Genomic DNA, 24,379 nt, shown 5'->3' with positions numbered 1-24,379 from the left:
CCTCGCGCGCAACGTGCGTCGCGACGATCTGCTGGCGCGCGTGAGTGACGAGGAATTCGCCATCCTCCTCGGCGACGGATCCGACCTGGTCGCGGCGCGCGCCCAGGCGGGCCGGTTGCTCGAAGGCATGAGCATCCCGTTCGAACTCGATGCGATCAGCGTGGAGATCGACGCCTGCATCGCCATCGCCCTCTACCCCGACCACTGCGACCACCCCCAGGAGCTGTTGAATCGCGCCGAGGCGGCGGTCCCGCACGCCAAGTCGGCCGTCAGCAGGATCGCGGTGTACGAGTCGGCCTATGAGGCCGATCGCGACCACGATCCCAACCTGGTGCGGGAGCTGCGCGCCGCGCTGAACGACGGCGACCAGTTCACGCTGCACTATCAGCCCAAGGTCAACGCGAACGACAGCGTCCACAGTGTGGAGGCGCTGCTGCGCTGGCAGCATCCCACCCGCGGGCTGCTGCTGCCGGAGGCGTTCCTGCCCGCCGCGGAGCGCGCCGGTTTGATGCGCGCGGTGGCCCATCGCACGATCAACCTGACGCTCGAGCAGATTCGGTCCTGGCGCGAGCAGGGCATCCCGCTGACGGTCGCGGTGAACCTGTCGACGGCGAACCTGCTCGACCTCGACCTCGCGGTCACCATCGAGCGGCTGCTGCGGAACCACGGCTTGCCTCCCGAGGCGCTGATCGTCGAGATCACCGAGAGCGCACTCGTCGACTCCGAGCGGTCCCGCGACACCGTCGCCGCCCTGCGGCTGCTGGGCGTTCGGATCTCGCTGGACGATTACGGCACCGGGTGGTCGTCGCTGGCCCGCCTGCAGGATGTGACGGTCGACGAGTTGAAGCTCGACCGGCGATTCGTCGCGCGCCTGGCCCAGGACCCCCGGTCGGTGGCCATCGTCCAGTCCACCGTGGACCTGGCGCAGAATCTGGGCGCCGACCTCGTCGCCGAGGGGGTGGAGGACGAGCTGACCCTGAGCGCGCTGCGCGGATGCGGCTGCACCATCACCCAGGGCTTCGTGCACAGCCCGCCGTTGCCGCCGGACGAACTGCGGCGCTGGATCACCAACAGGAGCGCCATCGCAGGACCGGTCGACTCCGAGCGGTCGGGCGTGACGGACTGAGGAGCTAGAACAACTCCTTGGCCAGCAATTCCAGCGTCGCGACCCGCGCCGGCGCGGTAGCCGGGTCGGTGCCTCGGTGGGCCGATGCGACCGGGTGGACCATCACCTCGTCGACGTCGAACCGTTGCGCCAGCGCCCGCAGCTGTTCGGCGGCCTCGGCCGGCGTACCGAGGACCGCCCGGCGCAGCCCACTGTCCACGATGAGCCGCTGTTGCGGCGTCAGCTCGGCGCCTTCGGCCTCCTCGACGAGCGGCACCGGGCCCAGGGGCTGCCCGGTGCGCAGCTTTGCCATCATCTGCAGGTTGGGCAGCATCAATGCCGTTGCCTCGTCGTGGGTTTCGGCCACGGCGGCGTTCACCGTCAGGAACGTCACCGGCTCGGGCGTGAGCTTGCTCGGCCTGAACCTCGAGCGGTACACGTCGAGCGCCTCCTCGGTTCCCTGGCCGGAGAAGTGGTGTGCGAACACGTACGGCAGCCCCTTGGCGGCGGCCAGGTGCGCCGAGTACATCGACGACCCCAGCAGCCACAGGCGTGGTTCGCCGGCCGCGGCCGGGGTGGCCTTGAGCCGGTAGTCCCCCGAGCGCAGCGGCACCACGACGCCGCGCGCGCTCATCAGCGCCGCCACGTCGTCGAGGTATTCCGGGAAGTTTTCGATGTCCTCGTCGCCGCGGCTACCACGCAGCGCGTAGGAGGTCACCGGATCGGATCCGGGCGCTCGGCCGATGCCGAGGTCGATGCGGCCGGGGGCGGCGGCTTCCAGCAGCGCGAACTGCTCGGCCACCGCCAGGGGCGCGTGATTGGGCAGCATCACGCCGCCGGACCCGAGGCGCAGCCGCGTGGTTTGCGCGGCCAGGTAGGCGATCAGGACCGGCGGGCTGGTGGCGCCCACGGACGGCATGTTGTGGTGCTCGGCGACCCAATAGCGCGTGAAACCCAGCCGATCCGCGGCCTGGGCCAGCTGCACGGTGGCCGCCAGCGCATCACGGGTCGTCTGGTCGGTGCGCACCGGGACCAGGTCGAGGACGGAAAGACGCACGTTCGCGTCAACGCCTTCCGGCCCGCGAACGTTCCCGGCCTCCTCGCGAGCAGACACAAAATCGCACGCCCGCCCGGCGTGGCGGGCGACTTTGCGTCTGCTCGGCCGAAGGACTGTCAGTAGTCCTTGAGGGTGATCGAGCTGACGATGCGGTCGAAGACCTCCTGCGGAATGGGCGCCCCGCCCGGGATGTTGTCGACGACCAGCCATTGGTTGCGCTTGACGTAGTCGTTGAACTCCTTGTGGTAGTTGGCGAAGCCGAGTTCGTAGTCATCACCCGCGGCGGCGAGCTCGCCGGCCAGGATGTAGGCGCCCAGCAACGCGACGCTGGTGCCCTGGCCCGAGAGCGGCGAGCAGCAATATCCGGCGTCGCCGACCAGCGCGACCCTGCCCTTCGACCAGCGGTCCATCTTGATCTGCGACATCTCGTCGAAGTAGAAGTCCGGTGCGCTGCGCATGTACTCGAGCAACTGGGGACGCACCCAGCCGTCGCCGGCCATCCGCCGTTCCAGCTCGGCGAACTGCGCCTCGGTGTCCCGGTAGTCGATCCGCAGATCGGTTTCCATGAAACCGAGCATGGCCCGGGCCTCGGCGTTGTTGCGGGCGCTGTAGACCCCCGCCATGGTGGAGTCCCCGTAGTGCCAGGTCTGCCAGTAGTCGAGTTCCAGGAAGTTGGGGACGGTGAAGATCGCCGCGTGGGTGCCCAGGCGCTCGATGAACTGTTCCTCGGGGCCGAACACCAACCGGCGCACGTTGGAGTGCAGTCCGTCCGCCCCGACGACCAGGTCGAAGCTGCGCGCGGGGGCACGTTCGAAGGTCACGTTGACGGCCGCGCCGTCGTCGTCCAAGCCGGTGATGGTGTCGTCGAAAATATACTCGGACGTCCATTGGCTTGCGCCGTAAAGCAATTCGACCAGGTCGTCGCGCAGCAGCTCGATGTCGGGGCTGTCGATGGGGCCGCCGGTGGGTGTCGCCTCGGTATCGCGCGACAGCTCGTTGCCGTCGCTGTCGACGACGGAAGCGCCGCGAATTTGCGTCCTCCGCTTCTGAGCGGCGGCCAGCAGCCCCATGCGTTCCAGCACTCCCAGCGCCGGCCCGCGCACGTCGATCGCCTGGCCGCCCGGTCGCGGGCCGGGGTGGCGCTCCACCACGGTGACCGAATAGCCGTGCCGTCCAAGCCAATAAGCCGCCGTCGCACCGGCCACGCTGGCGCCGGAAATCAGAACGTCAGTCATTAATCCCTGCCAGCCTTTTCGCATCCCGGAAAACGTCGTCGAGCATCGCTGGTGTCAACCTACCGGTAAACATGTTTTGCTGGCTCGGGTGGTAACAGCCGAGTAACCGCACACCGGGCGCGAATTGCGCCACGACCCCGTGGCCGAACCGCGGCTTGCGCATCGCGGACGCGCCCGGCAACCGCAGCGCGATTTGCCACGCGAACCCGCCCAGAGCCACGATCACGCGCACGTGCTCGGACACCAGCCGCCATTCGGCTTCCAGCCAGGGCCAGCAGGTGTCCCGTTCCGCGGGCGTCGGGGCGTTGGCCGGCGGAGCGCACCGCACCGGCGCAGCGATCCGAACCCCGTTGGCCCGCAACCCATCCGCGGCATCCACGCTGGTCGGCTGGTTCACCAGCCCGGCCCGGTGCAGCGCCGCGTACAGCTGATCGCCGGACCGGTCGCCGGTGAACATGCGCCCGGTCCGGTTGGCGCCGTGCGCCGCGGGCGCCAACCCGACGATCAGCAGCCGGGGCCGTTCCGAGCCCCAGCCCGGCACGGGCCGGCCCCAATACGGCTGGTCGGCGAAGGCGCGGCGCTTCAGGGCGGCGACGTCCTCGCGCCAGTCGACCAGCCGGGGGCACGCGCGGCAGACGCTGATCAAGGCGTCGAGTTCGGGGATCGACGGGGCCCGGGGAGCCAGCGCGGCGACCTGCGTGGGGTCGGCGGCCACCGGGGTCTGCGGGGTCGCCGGGTCCCCCGGCCAACCGGTGCCGGGAACCACTGGAGAATCGAACGCCTGGCCGGTACGTGGGTGGACGAGCACATCAACATCCTGCAGTCAGCCGGTGCGCGACCGCCGAACCCCCCGGATATTCGGTGGTCGGGCCGCGGATCAGCGGCTACATTCTCCCCGGGATACCCATGAGCCACACGAGCCGCGGCCCGGCACTTCTGATCATGTCCGCCACGCTGCTGGCGACGACGGGCACCGGCATCTCGATCATCGCGTTCCCCTGGCTGGCGTTGCAGCACCACGACCGCGCCAGGGACGCGTCCGTCGTGGCCGCCGCGATGACCCTGCCGCTGGTGCTTTCCACGCTGGTCGCCGGCACCGCCGTCGACCTGGTGGGCCGCCGCCGCGTGTCGCTGGTCTCCGACTCACTGTCCTGCGCGGCGGTGGCCGCCGTTCCGCTGACCGCCTTGTTGCTGGGGGCCGACGCGATCAACGTCGCGGAACTGGCGGTGCTGGGGTTCTGCGCGGCGGCCTTCGACCCGGCCGGGACGACGGCACGCCAGTCGATGCTGCCGGAGGCGGCCGCCCGGGCGGGCTGGTCATTGGACCGCACCAACAGCATCTACGAGGCCGTGCTCAATCTCGGGTTCATGGTGGGTCCGGGGATCGGCGGCCTGATGATCGCGACGGTTGGCGGCATCAACACCATGTGGTTCACGGCGGGGTGTTTCGGGTTGTCGCTCTTGGCGATTGGCGCGCTGCGGCTCGAGGGCGCCGGAAAGCCGCACCACGCGACCCGCCCGGACGGCCTGGTGTCCGGGATCGCTGAGGGTCTGCGGTTCGTGTGGAGGCTGCGGGTGCTGCGGACGCTCGGTCTGATCGACCTGGCCGTGACCGCGCTCTACCTGCCGATGGAAAGCGTGCTGTTCCCAAAGTATTTCGCCGACCGGCACCAGCCCGCGCAGCTGGGTTGGGCGTTGATGGCGCTCGCGATCGGCGGCGTGGCGGGCGCGCTCGGCTACGCGGCGCTGTCGAGATACACCCGCCGGCGTACGGCGGTGCTGACGGCGACCCTCACCTTCGGCGCCGCGACGGTCGGCATCGCCTTCCTGCCGCCGCTGCCGGTGATCCTGGTGCTCTGCGGGGTGACCGGCCTGGTGTACGGGCCGATCCAGCCCATCTACAACTACGTCATGCAGACCCGGGCACCGCATCACCTGCGCGGCCGCGTGGTCGGGGTGATGGCGGGGCTGACCTACGCGGCCGGGCCGTTGGGCCTGCTGGTGGCCGGCCCGCTCACCGACGCCGCCGGGCTGCAGGTCACGTTCCTGGCGCTGGCGGTACCGATCCTGGCGATCGGGCTGGTGGCCTCGAGGCTGCCGTCGCTGCGGGACCTGGACCGCGCGCCGGAGTTGGAGGCGAGTACGCCGTCGCCGCCGTGATTCACTCGCCGAGGATCTTGCGCTTCTGCTGCTCGAATTCCTCGTCGGTGAGCAGGCCGCGCTCCTTCAGCGCGGCCAGCCGCTCGAGCCGCTCGATCGGGTCTTGCCGGGCTTGCGCCGCGGGCGCCGGCATCGCCGCGCCGAACGCCTGCTGCTGCATCTCGGCTCCGCGGCGCATCATCTCCTCCCGGAAGGCGGTCGGATCCGAGATGGCGCGCCGGATGACATCGGTCATCGGCATTCCCATCACCTGGGCGCCCGCCAGGTCGGGGCGGGCGGCGGTCACGGCGTCGATGGCCGCGTCGGCGGTGGCGGCCGGCCGGTGGTCGAGCTGCACGCGGCTGTGGTCCTTCGGGTCATAGAGCACCGCCAGCCTCAGGCCCGGCCGCGGCGGGCTCAGCTGGGGTAGCAGTGCGGTGACGCTGGCGTCGAACGGCGCTTCGCCCTCGGGCGTGACCCGCAGCAGCAGCTTCCAGCGAACCTCGGTGTTGTTGACCAGGTTCGGGTTGCCGACCGTGACCGAGATCGCCGACTGCTCGGCGGCCAGGACGTCCGCGAACGCGCGGGTGCCGACTTTGCTGAGATCTCTGCGTCCGAACACTTGGACCCGACCTTTCACAAGAATCGCTCCACTGTACAGCGCGGATGGGACCGTAGGATCGGGTCGTGAGTGCTGACCTCCTGGCCGAGCTGATCGCCGGCCTGCCCGACGGCATGGTCGTCACCGACCCGACCGTCACCGAGGGCTACCGGCAGGACCGCGCGTTCGACCCGTCGGCCGGCAAACCGTTGGCCGTGGTTCGCCCACGCCGCACCGAGGACGTGCAGACCGTGTTGCGCTGGGCGTGCGGGCACGGGATCCCGGTGGTGACCCGCGGGGCCGGCAGCGGCCTGTCCGGCGGGGCGACGGCGCTGGACAACGGCATCGTGCTGTCGACGGAGAAGATGCGCGACATCACCGTCGACCCGGTGACCCGCACCGCGGTATGTCAGCCCGGCCTGTTCAACGCCGAGGTCAAGAAGGCCGCCGCCGAGCACGGCCTGTGGTACCCGCCCGATCCGTCGTCGTTCGAGATCTGCAGCATCGGCGGCAACATCGCCACTAACGCCGGTGGGCTGTGTTGCGTGAAGTACGGCGTCACCACCGACTATGTGCTGGGCATGCAGGTGGTGCTGGCCGACGGCACGGCGGTGCGGCTCGGTGGCCCGCGACTCAAGGACGTCGCGGGGCTCTCGCTGACGAAACTCTTCGTCGGCAGCGAGGGCACCCTGGGCGTCGTCACCGAGGTCACGCTGCGGTTGGTGCCCAAGCAGAACGCGTCCAGCATCGTGGTGGCCTCTTTCGCGACGGTCGAGGCGGCCGTCGAGGCGGTTCTGGGCGTCACCGCGCGGCTGCGCCCCTCGATGCTGGAGTTCATGGATTCGGTGGCGATCAACGCCGTCGAGGACACCCTGCGCATGGACCTGGATCGCGGCGCGGCCGCCATGCTGGTGGCCGGCTCCGACGAGCGGGGGCGCGCGGGCAGCGAGGACGCATCGGTGATGGCCGCGGTGTTCGCGGAATGCGGTGCGGCGGAGGTGTTTTCGACCGACAATCCCGACGAGGGCGAGGCGTTCGTCGCCGCCCGCCGGTTCTGCATTCCCGCGGTGGAAGCGAAGGGGTCGCTGCTGCTCGAGGATGTCGGGGTGCCCCTGCCGGCGTTGGGCCGGTTGGTCACCGGCATCGCGGACATCGCGGCCGAGCGCGACCTGACGATCTCGGTCATCGCCCACGCCGGCGACGGCAACACCCACCCGCTGATCGTGTACGACCCCGCCGACGCCGCGATGACTGAGCGCGCCAATCTCGCGTTCGGCGAGATCATGGACCTCGCCGTCGGGCTCGGCGGCACGATCACCGGCGAGCACGGCGTCGGCCGGTTGAAGCGGCCGTGGCTGGCCGGCTACCTCGGGCCCGAGGTGATGGAGCTCAACCGGCGCATCAAGCAGGCCCTGGACCCCCAGGGCATCCTCAACCCCGGCGCGGGCATCTAGTTTCTCCGCTCATCGCCCGGCGCGCGGGGCGCTCGGCGTCCACCGCCCCGCCGGCCGGGGGTGGTTGACATCGCCGTGCAATTGTCGTACGAATGAGACATGGCTGCGGTTATGTCTCACCACGCGCCGGTCACGTTCGAGCTGGCCACCGCGGACACCTGGCCGGAGCCCTGGCCGATGTACCGGGCGCTGCGCGACCACGATCCGGTGCACCATGTCGTACCGGCCAAACGGCCCGAGCACGACTATTACGTGCTGTCCCGGCACGCGGATGTGTGGGCCGCCGCGCGTGATCACGAGACCTTCTCCTCCGCGCAAGGGTTGACGGTCAACTACGGCGATCTGGAAATGATCGGGCTGCAGGACAATCCGCCGTTCGTGATGCAGGATCCGCCGGTGCACACGGAGTTTCGCAAGCTGGTGTCGCGTGGGTTTACGCCGCGACAGGTCGAGGCCGTTGAACCGAAGGTCCGCGAGTTCGTGGTGGAGCGCATCGAGGGGTTGCGCGCCGCCGGGGGTGGCGACATCGTCACCGAGCTGTTCAAGCCGCTGCCCTCGATGGTGGTCGCCCACTACCTCGGTGTGCCCGAAGCGGATCGGGCGCAATTCGACTGGTGGACGGACGTGATCGTCGCGGCCAACACCGCCGAAGGCGGCGTGGCCGGGGCGCTGGATACGGTCGGCGACGCGGTCGGGTCGATGATGGCCTACTTCACCCACCTGATCGAGCGGCGTCGCAGCGAGCCCGGGGACGACACCATCTCGCACCTGGTGGCGGCCGGGGTGGGCGCCGACGGCGACATCGCCGGCACGCTGTCGGTGCTGGCGTTCACGTTCACCATGGTGACCGGGGGCAACGACACCACCACCGGAATGCTGGGCGGCTCAATGCCTTTGCTGCATCAGCGGCCCGACCAGCGACGGCTTCTCGTCGAGGATCTGGGCCTGATCCCCGACGCGGTGGAAGAGCTGCTGCGGCTGACCTCGCCGGTGCAGGGGCTGGCCCGCACGACCACCCACGACGTGACGATCGGCGACACCACCATCCCCGCCGGCCGCAAGGTGTTGCTGTTGTATGGGTCGGCCAACCGGGACGAGCGTCAATACGGTCCGGACGCGGGCGAGCTCGACGTGACCCGCCGCCCGCGCAACATCCTGACCTTCAGCCACGGCGCGCACCACTGCCTGGGCGCGGCGGCGGCCCGGATGCAATCGCGGGTGGCCCTGACCGAATTGCTCACCCGCTGCCCGGATTTCGAGGTGGACGAGTCCGCGATCGTCTGGTCGGGCGGCAGTTACGTGCGGCGTCCGCTGTCCGTGCCGATTCGGGTGAAGTCCTGATGCCGAACGACTGGCTCGGCGCGCACCGCAGCGAGGCCGCCGCGGACCGGATCCTCGACGCGGCGGAGCGGCTCTACACCGAACGCGACCAGGCTTCGATCGGCATGAACGAGATCGCCAGGGCCGCGGGGTGTTCCCGTGCCACGCTGTACCGGTACTTCGAGAACCGGGAGGCGCTGCGCACCGCATACGTGCACCGCGAGACACGCCGGCTGAGCCGCGAGATCAAGGAGCAGATCGGCGGCATCGAGGACCCCCGGGAGCGGCTGGTCGCGAGCATCACCGCCACGCTGCGGATGGTTCGCGGCAGCCGCGCGCTGGCGTCGTGGTTCGCCGTCAGCCGGCCACCGATCGGCGCCGAGGTCGCCGCGCAGTCCGAGGTGATCACCGCGCTGGCCGCCGCGTTCGTCGGCTCGCTCGGCCCCGAGGACCCCGCCATCGTGGAGCGCCGGGCGCGCTGGGTGGTGCGGGTGATCGCGTCGCTGCTGCAGTTCCCGGGTCGAGACGACGCCGACGAGAAGGCGATGATCGAGGAGTTCCTCGTCCCGATCGTCACGCCGGTCTCCGCCCGGGGCTAGGCGCAACCCAAAGTCGTCACGCCCGTCACTCCGGTCCCCGGCCGGAAGGAATGCCCGAACTGCCCGCCTCATAGCGACAAGCCGGCATAGCCGCGCCGCGTCGGCTCAGGTCCGCACGCGGGTGAACCGGTGCAGCAGCCAGGCCAACGGAATCGTCACCACCATCGTCGCGAGGAACAGGTTCAGCATCGAGCCGGTGTAGACGTGGGCGCGAACGATGTAGACCATCGCGAATTCCATGGTGATCAGGTGGATCAGGAAGATCTCGTAGGAGATCTCCCCCAGCCACACCATCGGCCGCGTCGCCAGCAGGCGCCAGTACCACCCCCGATCCCCCAGGGCCAGCGGCGCCACGGCGAGGGCGGCGATCACGGCGTAGAAGCAGGTCTTGAACAGGGCCTCGCTCAGGGTGGCCGGCGACGTGGTGGGCGCGCCGGCGATGGGAGTGGAGACGATGAAATAGCAGACGACGGCCAGCGGGATGGCCACAAACGCGTACCCCCGCACCCCCATCGCCTGCAGGACGGCCAACAGCATTCCGGCGAGAAACCAGGCCAGATAGGTCGGCAGCCAGAGCCGCGCGCCGTCGGGAAACCAGTGATCGGTGTGCACGAGCACGAGCCAGGCGGGGCTGATCAACGTCAGCCCGATCAGCGCCGCCAGCAGCAGTCTCGGCTGCCAGCGCCGGCGGCAGACGAGCACCAACAGCACGTAGGCCAGCAGCGGGAGCAGCACATAGAAGGACGCTTCCACCGCGAGGCTCCACATCTGGGTCAGCCCCTGGTGCAGGTACTTGCCCAGGTAGCCGTTGCAGTAGATCTGCGTCAGCGTCAGGTTGCGCGCCAGCCCGAGCCACGTGTGCCCGGGGTTGGGTCCCGCCTCGCGGAAGTGATACAGCACGTAGGCGAACAGCACGGTGACGACGTAGGCGGGCATGATGCGCCGGACCCGGTGCCACGCATAGCGACTCAGCGACGGGGGCGGCCCGCCGGTGGCGGCGGATTTCAACCACGGGCGGAACAGCAGAAACCCGGACAGCACGAAGAAGATCGGCACGCCGATCTCCAGCCGGGAGCCGACCAGGCCCCAATAACCGTGGGTGTACTTGCCGGTGGTGTAGGCCGCGTGGGTGCCGACGACGAGCAGGGCCGCCACGGCCCGGATTCCGGTCAGCGACGCCACCCGGTCGACGTGGGCGGTCTGTTCGAGTCCGCCCTGGGCGTCCTGTTCTTCCGACAGGGTCATCCCGGGTATTTCCTGCGGGGCTTCTGTCCGTCACGGCCGCGGGGCTTGGTCGCCGACCGGTCCGGTTGAAGGTTGATCAGCACCCCCGAAATGCGCGTGTGCTCAAGTTTTTTCAGCGTCGACTTGGGCAGCTTGGCCGGCAGCTCCACCAAGGAGAAGTCCGGGCCGATGGCGATGTGGCCGAAATCGCTGCGATGCAGGCCGCCTTCGTTGGCGATGGCGCCGACGATCGCGCCAGGGCCGATCTTGTGCCGCTTGCCCACCGCGATCCGATAGGTGGCGAACGACCGGTCCTGCCTGGGCCTTTCGGGACGCTCGCGGCGTTCGGTGTGCCGCTCGCGCCGCTCGCGTGGCGGCTCGGGCGCCATCAGGAACTCCTCGCCGTCGCGGGCCTGCAGCGCCAGCGCCGCCGCTATGTCGGCCAGCGGGACGTCGTGCTCGCGTTCGTAGTCCTCGACCAGCTTGCGGAAGAGGTCGATGCCAGGACGGCCCAGCGCGTCGGTGATGGAGTCGGCGAACTTCGCCACCCGCTGGGCGTTGACGTCCTCGACGGTGGGCAGCTCCGACTCGGTAAGCGTTTGCCGCGTTGCCTTTTCGATTGCCTTGAGCAGGTGGCGCTCCCGCGGCGATACGAAGAGCAGTGCGGTTCCCGACCGCCCGGCCCGGCCGGTGCGGCCGATGCGATGCACGTAGGACTCGGTGTCGTGCGGGATGTCGTAGTTGAGCACGTGCGAGATGCGCTCCACGTCGAGCCCGCGGGCGGCCACGTCGGTGGCGACCAGGATGTCGATGCCGCCGTCCTTCAGCGCGGCGACAGTCCGCTCCCGCTGGCCCTGTGGGATGTCGCCGTTGATGGCGGCCGCGGAAAACCCTCGGGCCCTAAGCTTTTCCGCGACTTCCTCGGTGGCCTGCTTGGTGCGAACGAAGACGATCATCGCCTCGAACGGCTCTACTTCCAGCACCCGGGTCAGCGCGTCCATCTTGCGCGGACCCGCGACCTGGATGTAGCGCTGCGAAATGTTCTCCGCGGTAGCGGTTTTGGCCTTGGTGGTGACCTCGAGCGGATCGTGCAGGTACTTGGTGGTGAGCTTGCGGATCGCCGGTGGCATGGTCGCGGAGAACAGGGCGACCTGTTTGTACTCCGGGGTTTCGGAGAGGATCCGTTCGACGTCTTCGGCGAAGCCCATGGTGAGCATCTCGTCGGCCTCGTCGAGCACCAGGTAGTCGACCCGCGACAGGTCCAGTGTCCCCCGCTCGAGGTGGTCGATGACCCGGCCGGGGGTGCCGACGACCACCTGGGCGCCGCGCCGCAGCCCGGCGAGCTGCACGGTGTAGGAGGAGCCGCCGTAGATCGGCAGCACGTTGATCTTCGGCAGATGGGCCCCGTAGCGGCTGAACGCCTCGGCCACCTGCAGCGCCAGCTCCCGCGTCGGCGCCAGCACCAGTGCCTGCGTCGCGGTGCTGGTGACGTCGATCCTGGACAGGATCGGGATGGCGAACGCCGCCGTCTTGCCGGTGCCGGTCTGCGCCAGCCCGACGACGTCCGAGCCCGCCATCAGCGCCGGGATCGTCGCGGCCTGAATGCCGGTGGGTGACTCGTAGCCGACGTCGGCGATCGCCCGCAAGACGGAGGGATGGATCTGCAGGTCGGCAAACGTAGTCGAGGCAGCCTCAGGCGAGCCGTCCGGGTGGGTCATCGTCCATGGAGTCTAGTGGCCGTGGCCAGATCGTCAGACTTCAGCGCTGCGGTCCCGTGATCATGAGCACAGCCGCGCTGGGCCCGGCCACGCCTGTCACACCCGAACGCGCGATGACGGTACGGTGCCCGATGTGTGGTCGCTACCCCGCCGTACCGAGCCACTGACCGGCTCGGCCGCTGTCGCGTTGATCGCCATCACCTTGACCGGCTGTGGTTCGGGAGACTCCACGGTCGCCAAGACGCCGCAGGCCGCGACGACGACCGAGACCCCGTCCATCACGGCCCCGGCCCAGCCGTCCGGCGCCGCCGCGCCGCCCGGCGGCAGCGCCCCGCCCGCCGACCCGTGCGCGGTCAACCTCGCCTCACCCACCATCGCCAAGGTGGTCTCCGAGCTGCCGCGCGACCCGCGCAGCCAGCAACCCTGGAACCCGGAGCCACTGGCCGGCAACTACAACCAGTGCGCCCAGCTGTCGGCGGTGATCATCAAGGCCAACACCAACGCCGTCAATCCCACCACCCGGGCGGTCCTGTTCCATCTCGGGCAATTCATCCCGCAAGGGGTGCCCGACACCTACGGGTTCAACGGCGTCGACCCGGCGCAGACCACCGGCGACACGGTCGCGCTGACCTACCCCAGCGGCATCAACGGCTTGAACACCGATGTGCGGTTCCACTGGAACGGCAACGGAGTGGAGCTGATCGGCAACGCCCCGGGGCACTAGGCGGAGCCGCCTTTTAGTCGGTCCCCTCACCTACAGTTGCTGCTGTGTTCGTCACCGGCGACACCATCGTCTACAGCGCCTCGGACCTCGCGGCCGCCGCCCGCTGCGAGTACGCGTTGTTGCGGGATTTCGACGCGCGGCTCGGCTGGGCGCCGGCCGCCACCGTCGAGGACGACCTCCTCGCCCGGACCGCCACCCTCGGGACGGAACACGAGCGGCGCGAACTGGACCGGCTGCGCGACGAGTTCGGCGATGGCGTCGCGGTCATCGGCCGCCCGGCCTACACGCCCGCGGGCCTCGCGGCGGCGGCCGAGGCGACGCGACGCGCAGTCGCCGGCGGCGCGCCCGCGGTCTATCAGGCCGCCATGTTCGACGGCCGCTTCGTCGGATTCGCCGACTTTCTGGTGCGAGAAGGGGAGCAGTACCGGGTCATCGACACCAAGCTGGCCCGCTCGGCGAAGGTCACCGCGCTGTTGCAACTCGCCGCCTACGCCGACGCGCTGGCCGCCTCGGGCGTCGCGGTGGCGCCCGAGGCGGAACTGCACCTGGGCGACGGGACGGTGGCGCGCTACCGGGTCCATGACTTGATGCCCGTTTACCGTTCGCAGCGCGCACGATTGCAGCTGGTCCTCGACGAGCACCACGCGGGTGGAGCCGCGGTCCGGTGGGACGACGAGGGCGTGGGCGCGTGTTTGCGTTGCCCGTTGTGCACGGAGCAGTTGCGTGCCACCGACGACCTGCTGCTGGTCGCCGGCATGCGAGTGACCCAGCGGGACAAGCTGATCGACGCCGGCGTCACCACGGTGTCCGAGCTGGCCCAGCACTTTGGTCCCGTGCCGGAGCTGGCGCCGGGCGCGGTCGGCAAGCTGACCGCCCAGGCGAGACTCCAAGTCCGCCAACGCGAGACCGGCACGCCGCAGTTCGAGATCGTCGACCCCCAGCCGCTGACGCTGCTGCCCGAACCGGATCCGGGCGACCTGTTCTTCGACTTCGAGGGCGACCCGCTGTGGACCGTCGACGGCAAGGAGTGGGGCCTGGAATACCTGTTCGGCGTCCTGGAGGCCGGGCCCGCCGGCGCGTTTCGGCCGTTGTGGGCGCACAACCGGGCGGAGGAACGCAAGGCCCTGACCGACTTCCTGGCGATGGTGGCCAAACGCCGCAAACGCAGGCCCAACATGCACATCTACCACTACGCCCCGTATGAGAAGACCGCGTTGCTGCGGCTCGCCGGCCGCTACGGCGTCGGCGAGGACCAAGTTGACGAGCTACTGCGCAGCGGAACGCTGGTCGACCTCTACCCCCTGGTGCGCAAGAGCATTCGAGTGGGCGCGGAGTCATTCAGCCTCAAGGCGCTGGAGCCGCTCTACATGGGGGCGCAGCTGCGCGCCGGTGACGTCACCACGGCCGCAGGCTCGATCACCTCCTACGCCCGGTACTGCGAACTGCGGGCCGACGGACGCGGCGACGACGCCGCCTCGGTGCTCAAGGAGATCGAGGACTACAACCTCTACGACTGCCGCTCCACCCAGGAACTGCGCAACTGGTTGATGCTGCGCGCCTACGAATCCGGCGTCGTGCCGATCGGCGCCCAGCCCGTCCGTGGCGGCAACACCGTCGAGGACCGCGACGCGCTGGCGGTGACGCTCGCGACATTCACCGGCGACGCCACAGCGGGTGAGCGCACCCCCGAGCAGACCGCGGTGGCGCTGCTGGCCGCGGCGCGCGGCTACCACCGGCGCGAGGACAAGCCGTTCTGGTGGGCCCACTTCGACCGATTGAACTTCCCCGTGGAGGAATGGGCGGATAACACCGACGTCTTCGTCGCGGAACACGCGTCGGTGAACGTGGACTGGAACACGCCACCCCGCGCGCGCAAGCCGCAGCGGCGGGTGCGACTGCGCGGCGAGTTGGCCCGCGGCGAGCTGCCGACCGACGTCTTTGCCCTCTACGACCCGCCGGCTCCATCGGGGATGTCCGACGATCCCGACCGGCGGGCGGCCGGGCGCGCCACGGTGATAGCCGCCGACGATCCGGCGCTGCCCACCGAAGTCACCATCGTCGAACGAGTGGGCAACGACGGCAAGCCCTTTCATCAACTCCCGTTCGCGTTGACCCCCGGCCCTCCGATTCCGACGACCGCGCTTCGGGAGTCCATCGAGTCCACGGCCGCCGCGGTGGCGGCCGGCCTGCCAGGGCTACCCCGCAGCGCGGTCGTCGACATCCTGCTGCGCCGCGCGCCCCGCACGCGTAGCGGCTCCGCGCTGCCCCGCGGCGCCGACATCCCGGACATCGCAGCCGACATCACCGCCGCGCTGATGGACCTGGATTCGTCGTACCTGGCGGTGCACGGGCCGCCCGGCACCGGCAAGACGCACACCGCCGCGCGCGTGATCCAGCGCCTGGCCACCGACCATGGCTGGCGGATCGGCGTCGTCGCGCAATCGCATGCCACGGTGGAGAACGTGCTGGACTGTGTCATCGACGCCGGGCTGGACGCGCAGCGGGTCGCCAAGAAGCGCAACGACCACGGCGCCCCGCGCTGGCAGGAGATCGACAGCAGCGCCTACGCCGCGTTCATCGCCGAGAACGCCGGCTGCGTACTGGGCGGCACTGCATGGGATTTCGCGAACGCGACCCGGGTGCCGCCGGGCGCCCTCGACCTGCTGGTGATCGACGAGGCCGGCCAATTCTGTTTGGCCAACACCGTCGCCGTGGCGCCGGCCGCCGCCAACCTGTTGCTGCTCGGCGATCCCCAGCAGCTGCCGCAGGTCAGCCAGGGCACCCATCCCGACCCCGTCGACACCTCGGCGCTCGACTGGCTGGTCGAGGGCCAGCGCACACTGCCCGACGAGCGCGGGTATTTCCTGGACCGCTCGTACCGCATGCACCCCGCGGTGTGCGGCGCGGTGTCCGCGCTGTCCTACGAGGGCAGGCTGCACTCCCACGAGTGCACCGCCGCCCGGCGCCTCGCCGGCTACCGGCCCGGCGTGCGGACGATCACCGTTGAGCACCACGGTAATTCGACCGAGAGCCCAGAGGAGGCCGGCGCCGTCGTCGACGAGATCGACCGCCTGCTCGGCGCGGCCTGGACCGACGAGCGCGGTAGCCGGCCCCTGACCGCCGCCGATGTGTTGGTGCTGGCGCCCTACAACGCCCAGGTGGCGCTGCTGCGCCAGCGGTTGACCGCGGCGGGCCTCGACGGAATCCGGGTGGGCACCGTCGACAAGTTCCAGGGCGGGCAGGCGCCCGTGGTGTTCATCTCGATGACGGCCTCCACCGCGGACACAGTGCCACGCGGAATCTCGTTCCTGCTCAATAGGAACCGGCTCAACGTCGCCATCAGCCGCGCCCAATACGCGGCCGTCATCGTGCGCTCGGAATCGCTGACCGAATACCTGCCCGGCACGCCCTCGGGCCTGGTCGACTTGGGTGCGTTCCTGGCGCTGACGCAGACCGGCGCGGCGATCGCCTAGTTGCCGGACGAGTGGCGGCCGTAGCCGGTGGGCTCGTCGTCGGGATCGCGGCCGTGCCGCTGCCCTCGCGGCGCGCCGTTTTGCTGCCGTCCCGGCGGTGTCGCCCGAGTGCGCGGGGCGGGCGGGTAGGCCCGCGCCGACAACCCGGTGACCGGACGGAAAACCTTGGGCTCGTCGACATGAGAGCCGTTGTGGGCGAACCCGATTGGCCGCACGGCGGGCGCCGGGCGCGGACGGGCGACCCGAGAGACCGGTGCGGGGGCGGCCTCGGGTTCACGGAGCAGGATGAATTCGACGTACTCGTCGTCGTCATAGTCGTCGTCGACCGCGTCGCCCGCGTCGGGCCGGCCACCCATGGCCGTCGGCGCGAAGCCGACCAGGAACAGCGCGGCCACTATCCCGAACAGCGCGATAAACGCGGGCAACAGGACCGACTGCGACATGGCGGCCGAGAACGGGTCGCGCAGGAACTCGGGCAGTTGCAGCGTTGCGGGCGCCTCGCCGCCGGCGCCGGGGGACGGCTGCGCGGGCATCTCGGCGCCGATCCGCGCGGTCATGAACGCGGCCATGCCGGCGCTGCCGAGCACCGCGCCGAGCTGGCGGACGGAGTTGTACACGGCCGAGCCCGCGCCGGCCAGGCTCGGCGGCAGGTTGCGCGTCGCGGTGGCGGTGAGCGGCGACCACACGAACGCCATTCCGACGCCGGTCGCGAAGAACGGCAACACCAGGCGCCAGATCGGCGTCTGCGGCGACATCTCGAACGTGAGCCAGGTCAGCGCGATCGCCAGCACCGAGAAGCCGAAACCGAGGACCGGGCGCGGATGGTAGCGGTCGACCATCCTGCCGACGAAGGGCGCGAACACACCGTTGGCGATCGCCATCGGCGCGATCAGCAGGGCCGAGCGCGTCGGCGAGAGCCCGCAGACGGCCTGCGCGTAGAACGTCAACGGCAGCATCATCGCGGTGGCGGCGAACGAGATGATGGCCACACCGACGTTGCACAGCCCGAAGTCGCGGTCGCCGAAGATCACCAGGGGGATCAGCGGCTCGTCGGTGTTCATCGACTGCCAGAACACGAACACCGTCATGAACCCGATGCCGGCGACAATCATCGCCCAAATCCAAGGTTCCCAGTGCGCGGCCTGGCCCTGCTGCAAGCCGAACACGATCAGGAACATGCCCGCGCCGGACAACACGACGCCCACCACATCGAACCGGTGCGACTGCGTGGGCAGCACGGGGACCAGCCAGTAGGCCAGGGCCAGCCCCAGCACGCCGATCGGGACGTTGACGAAGAAGATCCACTGCCAGCCCAGCCCGTCGACCAGCACGCCGCCGGCCAGCGGGCCCACCAGGCTGGCGACGCCGGCGGTGGCGCCCCACAGGCTCACCGCGACGCCGCGGCGTTCCGGCGGGAAGATCCGGGTGATCGTCGACAAAGTCTGGGGCGTGAGCACGCCGGCGCCCACCCCTTGGACGACCCGGGCGGCGATCAACATCGCGGCGCTGCCCGACAGCCCGCACCACACCGAGGCGACGGTGAACACCACCAGCCCGATCAGGTACATGTTCTTCGGGCCGAATCGGTCACCGAGCCGCCCGGCCACCAGCAGCACGACCGCATAACCCAGCAGGTAGGCGCTGGTCACCCAGATCACGGTGTCGTAGCCGATGTGCAGGTTCGTCATGATCGTCGGGTTCGCGATGGCGACGATCGTCGAGTCGACCATGATCATGAAGAAGCCGATCATCATCGCCCAGAGCGCGTTCCAGGGCTTCTGCGACTGCGGCGAGTTCTCGATCAGGAGGTTTCGGCGCCCGCTGTGGGGTGGATTCGGCGCCGCGCGCCGGGTTCCCCCGGCCGACGGAGGCGTCGCCGTGGCCATCTCCCCACCTCGTTTCCGCTTCGGACGATGCGTGCCTGCGCGGGCCTGCTCATCGATCGGCCCGGGCCATCACGGACATCCAGCCTGCATTATTGCCGCTGGGCCGATTGGGGGCAGCCACGGATCCGATCCGGGGTACACCACCCCCGAGCTTTCGTGTTCGGGCGGTGATCTGCGGCGGGCACGTTAGCCTGGTAGGACGCCATTTCAGGAGAGGCAGGATGCGGGCCCGACGGAAGCGGTCTTCGAACCGATTTTTCAGCATGTCGCACGCGGATGATGCGCCGATGCCCACCGACGGCAGGCCCAAGGCGTCTGCGCGGGCATTGGCCCAGGTCATCGAGCGGAGCTCGCGGATCCAGGGCCCGGCCGCCGAGGCCTACGTGTCCCGGTTGCGCAACGCGCACCCGAACAGCGGCCCCGCCGACATCCTCGCCAAGCTGCAGAGACGCTACGTGGGCATGGTGACGGCCAGCGGCATGGCGGTGGGCGCGGCGGCCACCATCCCGGGTATCGGCACGTTGAGCGCGCTGTCCGCCGCCGCGGCGGAGACGGTCACGTTCCTGGAAGCCACCGCGTTCTTCGTGCTGGCCGTCGCGGTGGTGTACGACATTCCCGCCGACCACCGGGAACGGCGCCGGGCCCTGGTGCTGTCCGTGCTGGTCGGCGACAACAGCAAGGAGGCGGTCACCCAGCTGTTCGGGCCGGCGCGCACCAACGGCGGCTGGATTTCCGAGAGCATGGCCGCGGTGCCGCTGTCGTCGATGTCGCGGCTGAACTCGCGGCTGCTCAAGTCCTGGGTCAAGCGGTATACGCTGCGCCGCGGCGCCCTGGTGTTCGGCAAGCTGCTGCCGGTCGGCATCGGCGTCGTCGTCGGAGCCGTCGGCAACTATTTCGCCGGCAGGAAGATCGTCCGCAACGCCAACCGCGCCTTCGGCACCCCGCCGGTGCGCTGGCCGCGCGCGCTGCACCTGGTGCCGCCATTCCACGAAGCCGGCTAGCGAACGGCCGTCCCCCTCCATACCCCCGTCTCCCTGGCGAATTGCTGGCGAAAGGTTAGCCTTTATAGGGCGGAAACGTTGAGCATCGCCACTGGTGTGACATGCTCCACACTCCGGGGTCGACAAACGTGCGGGCGCCGCGCCACAACAGGTAAAAGCGCTTGCCGGACAGAGGAATTGAGGCGAACAGCGGTCGTGAGCAACATAAGTTCACCATTCGGGCAAAACGAATGGCTGGTCGAGGAGATGTACCGCAAGTTCCGCGACGACCCCTCCTCGGTCGATCCGAGCTGGCATGAGTTCCTCGTCGACTACAACCCCGAGCCGACCGGCGACTCCCCCTCGAGCGCGGCCACCGGCGACGGCCAGGCGGCCGCCAGCGCACCGCAGCCAACGCCCGCGCCGCCGGTAACCCAGACCGCCGCGCCCGCCAAGCCCGCGGGCTCCGCCGGCAACGGCGCCCCCGCCGCACCGGCGAAAGCCAAGGCCCCGACTCCCCCGCCGGCCGAGGGCGACGAGCTGCAGACGCTGCGCGGCGCCGCGGCCGCCGTCGTCAAGAACATGTCCGCCTCGCTGGACGTGCCGACCGCCACCAGCGTCCGCGCCGTTCCCGCCAAGCTGCTCATCGACAACCGTATCGTCATCAACAACCAGCTCAAGCGCACCCGCGGCGGCAAGATCTCGTTCACCCACCTGCTCGGCTACGCGCTGGTGCAGGCGATCAAGCAGTTCCCGAACATGAACCGGCACTACGCCGAGGTCGACGGCAAACCCACCGCGGTCACCCCGGCGCACACCAATCTGGGCCTCGCCATCGACCTGCAGGGCAAGGACGGCAAGCGCTCCCTGGTGGTGGCCGGCATCAAGGGCTGCGAAACCATGCGGTTCGCGCAGTTCGTCACCGCTTACGAGGACATCGTCCGCCGCGCCCGCGACGGCAAGCTGACCGCCGAAGACTTTGCCGGCGTGACGATTTCGCTGACCAACCCCGGCACTATCGGCACCGTGCACTCGGTGCCGCGGCTCATGGCCGGCCAGGGCGCCATCATCGGCGTCGGCGCCATGGAGTACCCGGCGGAGTTCCAGGGCGCCAGCGAGGAACGCATCGCCGAGCTGGGCATCGGCAAGCTGATCACGCTGACCTCCACCTACGACCACCGCATCATCCAGGGCGCGGAATCCGGCGACTTCCTGCGCACCATCCACGAGATGCTGCTGTCGGACGCCTTCTGGGACGAGATCTTCCGCGAACTGGGCAACCCGTACCTGCCGGTGCGGTGGAGCACCGACAACCCGGACTCGATCGTCGACAAGAACGCCCGGGTGATGGAGTTGATCGCGGCCTACCGCAACCGCGGACACCTGATGGCCGACATCGACCCGTTGCGGCTGGACGGCAGCCGGTTCCGCAGCCACCCCGACCTCGAAATCCTCAACCACGGCCTGACACTGTGGGACCTCGACCGGGTGTTCAAGGTCAACGGCTTCGCGGGTTGCGAGTACAAGAAGCTGCGCGACGTGCTCGGGCTGCTCCGTGACGCGTACTGCCGCCACATCGGCGTCGAATACACCCACATCCTCGACCCCGAGCAGCAGGAGTGGCTGCAGCAGCGCGTCGAGACCAAGCACGTCAAGCCGACGGTGGCCGAGCAGAAATTCATCCTGAGCAAGCTGAACGCCGCCGAGGCGTTCGAGACGTTCCTGCAGACCAAATACGTTGGGCAGAAACGCTTTTCGCTGGAGGGCGCGGAGAGCGTGATCCCGATGATGGACGCGGCGATCGACCAGTGCGCCGAGCACGGCCTCGACGAGGTCGTCATCGGCATGCCCCACCGCGGCCGCCTCAACGTCCTGGCCAACATCGTGGGCAAGCCCTACTCGCAGATCTTCAGCGAGTTCGAGGGGAACCTGAACCCGTCGCAGGCCCACGGCTCGGGTGACGTCAAGTACCACCTGGGCGCCACCGGCGTGTACCTACAGATGTTCGGCGACAACGACATTCAGGTCTCGCTGACCGCCAACCCGTCGCACCTGGAAGCGGTGGACCCGGTGCTCGAGGGCCTGGTCCGGGCCAAGCAGGACCTGCTGAACCGCGGCGCCCACGACGACGGCGAGGAGAAGGCCTTCTCGGTGGTGCCAATGATGCTGCACGGCGACGCCGCATTCGCCGGCCAGGGCGTGGTCGCCGAGACGCTGAACCTGGCCAACCTGCCCGGTTACCGCGTCGGCGGCACGATACACATCATCGTCAACAACCAGATCGGCTTCACCACGGCGCCGGAATACTCGCGATCCAGCGAGTACTGCACCGACGTCGCGAAGATGATCGGGGCGCCGATCTTCCACGTGAACGGCGACGACCCGGAGGCCTGCGTGTGGGTGGCGCAGCTGGCCGTGGACTTCCGCCAGCGGTTCAAGAAGGACGTCGTCATCGACATGCTGTGCTACCGCAAGCGCGGCCACAACGAAGGCGACGACCCGTCGATGACCAACCCGTCGATGTACGACGTCGTCGACATCAAGCGCGGGGTGCGCAAGAGCTACACCGAAGCCCTGATCGGTCGCGGCGACATCTCGCTGAAGGAGGCCGAGGACGCACTGCGCGACTACCAGGGCCAGCTGGAGCGGGTGTTCAACGAGGTGCGCGACCTGGAGAAACACGGCGTGCAGCCGAGCGAGTCGGTGGAGTCGCTGCAGCGGATTTCCCCGTCGTTGGCCACCGCCGTCGACAAGGCGCTGCTGTCCCGCATCGGCGACGCGTTTCTCGACCTGCCGGAAGGCTTCAGCGCGCACCCGCGCGTGCAGCCGGTGCTGGAAAAGCGCCGGGAGATGGCCTACGAGGGCAAGATCGACTGGGCGTTCGGCGAGCTGCTGGCGCTGGGTTCGCTGGTGGCCGAGGGCAAGCTGGTCCGGCTGTCGGGCCAGGACACCCGGCGCGGCACCTTCTCCCAGCGGCATTCGGTGATCATCGACCGCCACACCGGCGAAGAGTTCTGCCCGCTGCAACTGCTGGCGACCAACAAGGACGGGACTCCGACCGGCGGCAAGTTCCTGGTGTACGACTCACCGCTGTCGGAATACGCCGCCGTCGGGTTCGAGTACGGCTACACCGTGGGCAACCCGGACGCCCTGGTGTTGTGGGAGGCCCAGTTCGGCGACTTCGTCAACGGCGCGCAGTCGATCATCGACGAGTTCATCAGCTCCGGTGAGGCCAAGTGGGGCCAGCTGTCCAACGTGGTGCTGCTGCTGCCACACGGCCACGAGGGCCAGGGCCCCGACCACACCTCCGGTCGCATCGAACGCTTCCTGCAGCTGTGGGCGGAGGGATCGATGACGATCGCGATGCCGTCGACGCCGTCGAACTATTTCCACCTGTTGCGCCGGCACGCCCTCGACGGTGTGCAGCGGCCGCTGATCGTGTTCACGCCGAAGTCGATGCTGCGCAACAAGGCCGCCGTCAGCGACATCAGGGACTTCACCGAGATCAAGTTCCGCTCGGTGCTCGAGGAGCCGACATACGAGGACGGCATCGGCGACCGCAGCAAGGTCACCAGGATCCTGCTGACCAGCGGGAAGATCTACTACGAGCTGGTGGCCCGCAAGGCCAAGGACAACCGGGACGACGTCGCGATCGTGCGCATCGAGCAGCTCGCCCCGCTGCCCAAGCGCCGGCTCAACGAGACGCTGGACCGCTACCCCGGCGCCAGGGAGTTCTTCTGGGTGCAGGAGGAGCCGGCCAACCAGGGCGCGTGGCCGCGGTTCGGCCTGGAGCTGCCCGAGCTGCTGCCCGACAAGCTCACCGGGCTGAAGCGCATCTCACGCCGGGCGATGTCGGCGCCGTCGTCGGGCTCGTCGAAGGTGCATGCGGTCGAGCAGCAGGAGATCCTCGACACGGCCTTCCGCTGACCGCGGGGTTGCCCACCCACGCGTACCGGGGACCGTCGGTACCGGCTAGCCTCGACGCAATTGGGCCGTGGAAGGAAGGGTGCTCATGCAGGGGTTCGCCGGCAAGGTCGCAGTGGTGACGGGCGCGGGTTCGGGGATCGGGCAGGCGCTGGCCGTCGAGTTGGCGCGCTCCGGCGCCAAGGTCGCGATCAGCGACGTCGACCTCGAGGGGCTCGCCGAGACCGAGGCACGGTTGAAGGCGATCGGAGCCGAGGTCAAAGCCGACCGGCTCGACGTGACCGAGCGCGAGGCCTTCCTGGCCTACGCCGACGCGGTCCGCGAGCACTTCGGCAAGGTGAACCAGATCTACAACAACGCCGGCATCGCCTTCACCGGCGACGTCGAAGTCAGCCAGTTCAAGGACATCGAACGGGTGATGGACGTCGACTTCTGGGGCGTCGTCAACGGCACCAAGGCGTTCCTGCCGCACCTGATCGCCTCCGGCGACGGCCACGTCATCAACATCTCCAGCGTGTTCGGCCTCTTCGCGGTGCCCGGGCAGGCGGCCTACAACTCGGCCAAATTCGCGGTCCGGGGATTCACCGAGGCGTTGCGACAGGAAATGGTGGCGGCCGGCCACCCGGTGGCGGTGACCACCGTGCACCCCGGCGGCATCAAAACCGCGATCGCCCGCAACGCCACCGCCGCCGAGGGCCTCGACCAGGCCCAGCTGGCCAGTCTGTTCGACAAACGGCTTGCCAAGACCAGCCCGCAGCGAGCGGCCCAGATCATCCTGGAAGCCGTCCGCAAGAAGAGGGCCCGGGTGCTGGTCGGCACGGACGCCAAGGTTCTGGACGTGATGGTGCGCGTGGCCGGCCCGTACTATCAGCAGCTGTTCGGCCCGGTCATGGGCCGGCTGATGCCCAAGCAGTGATGGATTCCATAGCGGCGAATCGCC

The 24,379-nt window shown here is 69.4% G+C and carries 17 protein-coding genes; 10 read left to right on the top strand and 7 right to left on the bottom strand.

Going from position 1 to position 24,379, the window contains the following annotated elements; translation table 11 throughout:
• On the top strand, window positions 1–1,126 hold a 1,126-nt coding region (locus A9X03_RS02370), incomplete at its 5' end, for a bifunctional diguanylate cyclase/phosphodiesterase (RefSeq protein ID WP_156675537.1).
• A 4-nt stretch (window positions 1,127–1,130) separates the two neighbouring features.
• Here A9X03_RS02370 and A9X03_RS02365 read toward each other — a convergent pair.
• The 3 genes from A9X03_RS02365 to A9X03_RS02355 all read right to left on the bottom strand — a co-directional run bounded on the left by A9X03_RS02365 (window position 1,131) and on the right by A9X03_RS02355 (window position 4,220).
• Entirely contained in the window at window positions 1,131–2,162 is a 1,032-nt protein-coding gene (locus tag A9X03_RS02365; protein WP_068259477.1) for an LLM class flavin-dependent oxidoreductase, read from the bottom strand.
• A gap of 116 nt (window positions 2,163–2,278) precedes the next feature.
• Window positions 2,279–3,397, bottom strand: coding sequence for an FAD-binding protein (locus tag A9X03_RS02360; RefSeq protein WP_067750003.1), 1,119 nt, complete (start codon window positions 3,395–3,397; stop codon window positions 2,279–2,281).
• A complete protein-coding gene (locus tag A9X03_RS02355; RefSeq protein ID WP_067890819.1) occupies window positions 3,390–4,220 on the bottom strand; it encodes a uracil-DNA glycosylase in 831 nt (276 codons plus the stop codon). The genes A9X03_RS02360 and A9X03_RS02355 overlap by 8 nt, the downstream gene beginning before the upstream one ends.
• Before the next feature lie 83 nt (window positions 4,221–4,303).
• Between A9X03_RS02355 and A9X03_RS02350 the strand changes: the two genes are divergently transcribed.
• On the top strand, window positions 4,304–5,557 hold the full coding sequence (locus A9X03_RS02350) for an MFS transporter (RefSeq protein ID WP_068259472.1): 1,254 nt from the start codon (window positions 4,304–4,306) through the stop codon (window positions 5,555–5,557).
• A gap of 1 nt (window position 5,558) precedes the next feature.
• On the opposite strand, the gene A9X03_RS29620 is transcribed toward A9X03_RS02350, so the two are convergent.
• Window positions 5,559–6,158: an SHOCT domain-containing protein gene (locus A9X03_RS29620; RefSeq protein WP_067784943.1), complete on the bottom strand. Its 600-nt coding sequence runs from the start codon at window positions 6,156–6,158 to the stop codon at window positions 5,559–5,561.
• 65 nt (window positions 6,159–6,223) lie between these two features.
• On the opposite strand from A9X03_RS29620, the gene A9X03_RS02340 reads away from it, so the two are divergent.
• The 3 genes from A9X03_RS02340 (at window position 6,224) to A9X03_RS02330 (ending at window position 9,510) form a co-directional block, all read left to right on the top strand.
• Window positions 6,224–7,591 carry an FAD-binding oxidoreductase gene (locus A9X03_RS02340; protein ID WP_067890813.1) on the top strand — a complete coding sequence of 456 codons (1,368 nt, stop codon included), beginning with the start codon at window positions 6,224–6,226 and terminating at the stop codon, window positions 7,589–7,591.
• Between the two features lie 99 nt (window positions 7,592–7,690).
• Complete coding sequence (locus A9X03_RS02335) at window positions 7,691–8,932, top strand: cytochrome P450 (RefSeq protein ID WP_197504928.1); 1,242 nt, start codon at window positions 7,691–7,693, stop codon at window positions 8,930–8,932.
• Window positions 8,932–9,510, top strand: a complete 579-nt coding sequence (locus A9X03_RS02330; protein WP_067784935.1) for a TetR/AcrR family transcriptional regulator — start codon at window positions 8,932–8,934, stop codon at window positions 9,508–9,510. The genes A9X03_RS02335 and A9X03_RS02330 overlap by 1 nt, the downstream gene beginning before the upstream one ends.
• Before the next feature lie 105 nt (window positions 9,511–9,615).
• Here the strand turns inward: A9X03_RS02330 and A9X03_RS02325 are convergent, their stop codons facing one another.
• On the bottom strand, window positions 9,616–10,755 hold the full coding sequence (locus A9X03_RS02325) for an acyltransferase (RefSeq protein WP_067749992.1): 1,140 nt from the start codon (window positions 10,753–10,755) through the stop codon (window positions 9,616–9,618).
• Window positions 10,752–12,452 carry a DEAD/DEAH box helicase gene (locus A9X03_RS02320; protein ID WP_067749990.1) on the bottom strand — a complete coding sequence of 567 codons (1,701 nt, stop codon included), beginning with the start codon at window positions 12,450–12,452 and terminating at the stop codon, window positions 10,752–10,754. Before A9X03_RS02320 ends, A9X03_RS02325 begins: the two co-directional genes overlap by 4 nt.
• 124 nt (window positions 12,453–12,576) lie before the next feature.
• On the opposite strand from A9X03_RS02320, the gene A9X03_RS02315 reads away from it, so the two are divergent.
• Together A9X03_RS02315 and A9X03_RS02310 are read left to right on the top strand one after the other, a co-directional pair.
• Window positions 12,577–13,176, top strand: coding sequence for an LppP/LprE family lipoprotein (locus A9X03_RS02315; RefSeq protein ID WP_067749988.1), 600 nt, complete (start codon window positions 12,577–12,579; stop codon window positions 13,174–13,176).
• A gap of 44 nt (window positions 13,177–13,220) precedes the next feature.
• A complete protein-coding gene (locus A9X03_RS02310; RefSeq protein ID WP_068259466.1) occupies window positions 13,221–16,649 on the top strand; it encodes a TM0106 family RecB-like putative nuclease in 3,429 nt (1,142 codons plus the stop codon).
• Here the strand turns inward: A9X03_RS02310 and A9X03_RS02305 are convergent.
• Window positions 16,646–18,535 (bottom strand): MFS transporter, encoded by a 1,890-nt coding sequence (locus A9X03_RS02305; RefSeq protein ID WP_067784077.1) that lies wholly within the window; start codon window positions 18,533–18,535, stop codon window positions 16,646–16,648. The genes A9X03_RS02310 and A9X03_RS02305 overlap by 4 nt on opposite strands.
• A gap of 221 nt (window positions 18,536–18,756) precedes the next feature.
• Here A9X03_RS02305 and A9X03_RS02300 point away from each other — a divergent pair, with 221 nt between their 5' ends.
• The 3 genes from A9X03_RS02300 to A9X03_RS02290 all read left to right on the top strand — a co-directional run bounded on the left by A9X03_RS02300 (window position 18,757) and on the right by A9X03_RS02290 (window position 24,355).
• Window positions 18,757–19,536 (top strand): hypothetical protein, encoded by a 780-nt coding sequence (locus tag A9X03_RS02300; protein ID WP_067784075.1) that lies wholly within the window; start codon window positions 18,757–18,759, stop codon window positions 19,534–19,536.
• A gap of 195 nt (window positions 19,537–19,731) precedes the next feature.
• Entirely contained in the window at window positions 19,732–23,442 is a 3,711-nt protein-coding gene (locus A9X03_RS02295) for a multifunctional oxoglutarate decarboxylase/oxoglutarate dehydrogenase thiamine pyrophosphate-binding subunit/dihydrolipoyllysine-residue succinyltransferase subunit (RefSeq protein WP_067758935.1), read from the top strand.
• Between the two features lie 85 nt (window positions 23,443–23,527).
• Window positions 23,528–24,355 (top strand): SDR family oxidoreductase, encoded by an 828-nt coding sequence (locus A9X03_RS02290; protein WP_067758932.1) that lies wholly within the window; start codon window positions 23,528–23,530, stop codon window positions 24,353–24,355.
• Window positions 24,356–24,379 lie beyond the last annotated feature (24 nt).

The sequence above is a fragment of the Mycobacterium sp. E1715 genome (assembly GCF_001667625.1).
Lineage (GTDB): Bacteria > Actinomycetota > Actinomycetes > Mycobacteriales > Mycobacteriaceae > Mycobacterium.
This window is presented reverse-complemented; position numbering and strand designations above follow the sequence as displayed.

Bases quoted from the DNA above. Each gene is read 5' to 3' on its own strand.
- A9X03_RS02320 (WP_067749990.1), bottom strand. From the start codon at position 12,452: ATGACCCACCCGGACGGCTCGCCTGAGGCTGCCTCGACTACGTTTGCC.
- A9X03_RS02330 (WP_067784935.1), top strand. From the start codon at position 8,932: ATGCCGAACGACTGGCTCGGCGCGCACCGCAGCGAGGCCGCCGCGGAC.
- A9X03_RS02350 (WP_068259472.1), top strand. From the start codon at position 4,304: ATGAGCCACACGAGCCGCGGCCCGGCACTTCTGATCATGTCCGCCACG.
- A9X03_RS02360 (WP_067750003.1), bottom strand. From the start codon at position 3,397: ATGACTGACGTTCTGATTTCCGGCGCCAGCGTGGCCGGTGCGACGGCG.
- A9X03_RS02300 (WP_067784075.1), top strand. From the start codon at position 18,757: ATGCGGGCCCGACGGAAGCGGTCTTCGAACCGATTTTTCAGCATGTCG.
- A9X03_RS02305 (WP_067784077.1), bottom strand. From the start codon at position 18,535: ATGGCCACGGCGACGCCTCCGTCGGCCGGGGGAACCCGGCGCGCGGCG.
- A9X03_RS02325 (WP_067749992.1), bottom strand. From the start codon at position 10,755: ATGACCCTGTCGGAAGAACAGGACGCCCAGGGCGGACTCGAACAGACC.
- A9X03_RS02335 (WP_197504928.1), top strand. From the start codon at position 7,691: ATGGCTGCGGTTATGTCTCACCACGCGCCGGTCACGTTCGAGCTGGCC.
- A9X03_RS02290 (WP_067758932.1), top strand. From the start codon at position 23,528: ATGCAGGGGTTCGCCGGCAAGGTCGCAGTGGTGACGGGCGCGGGTTCG.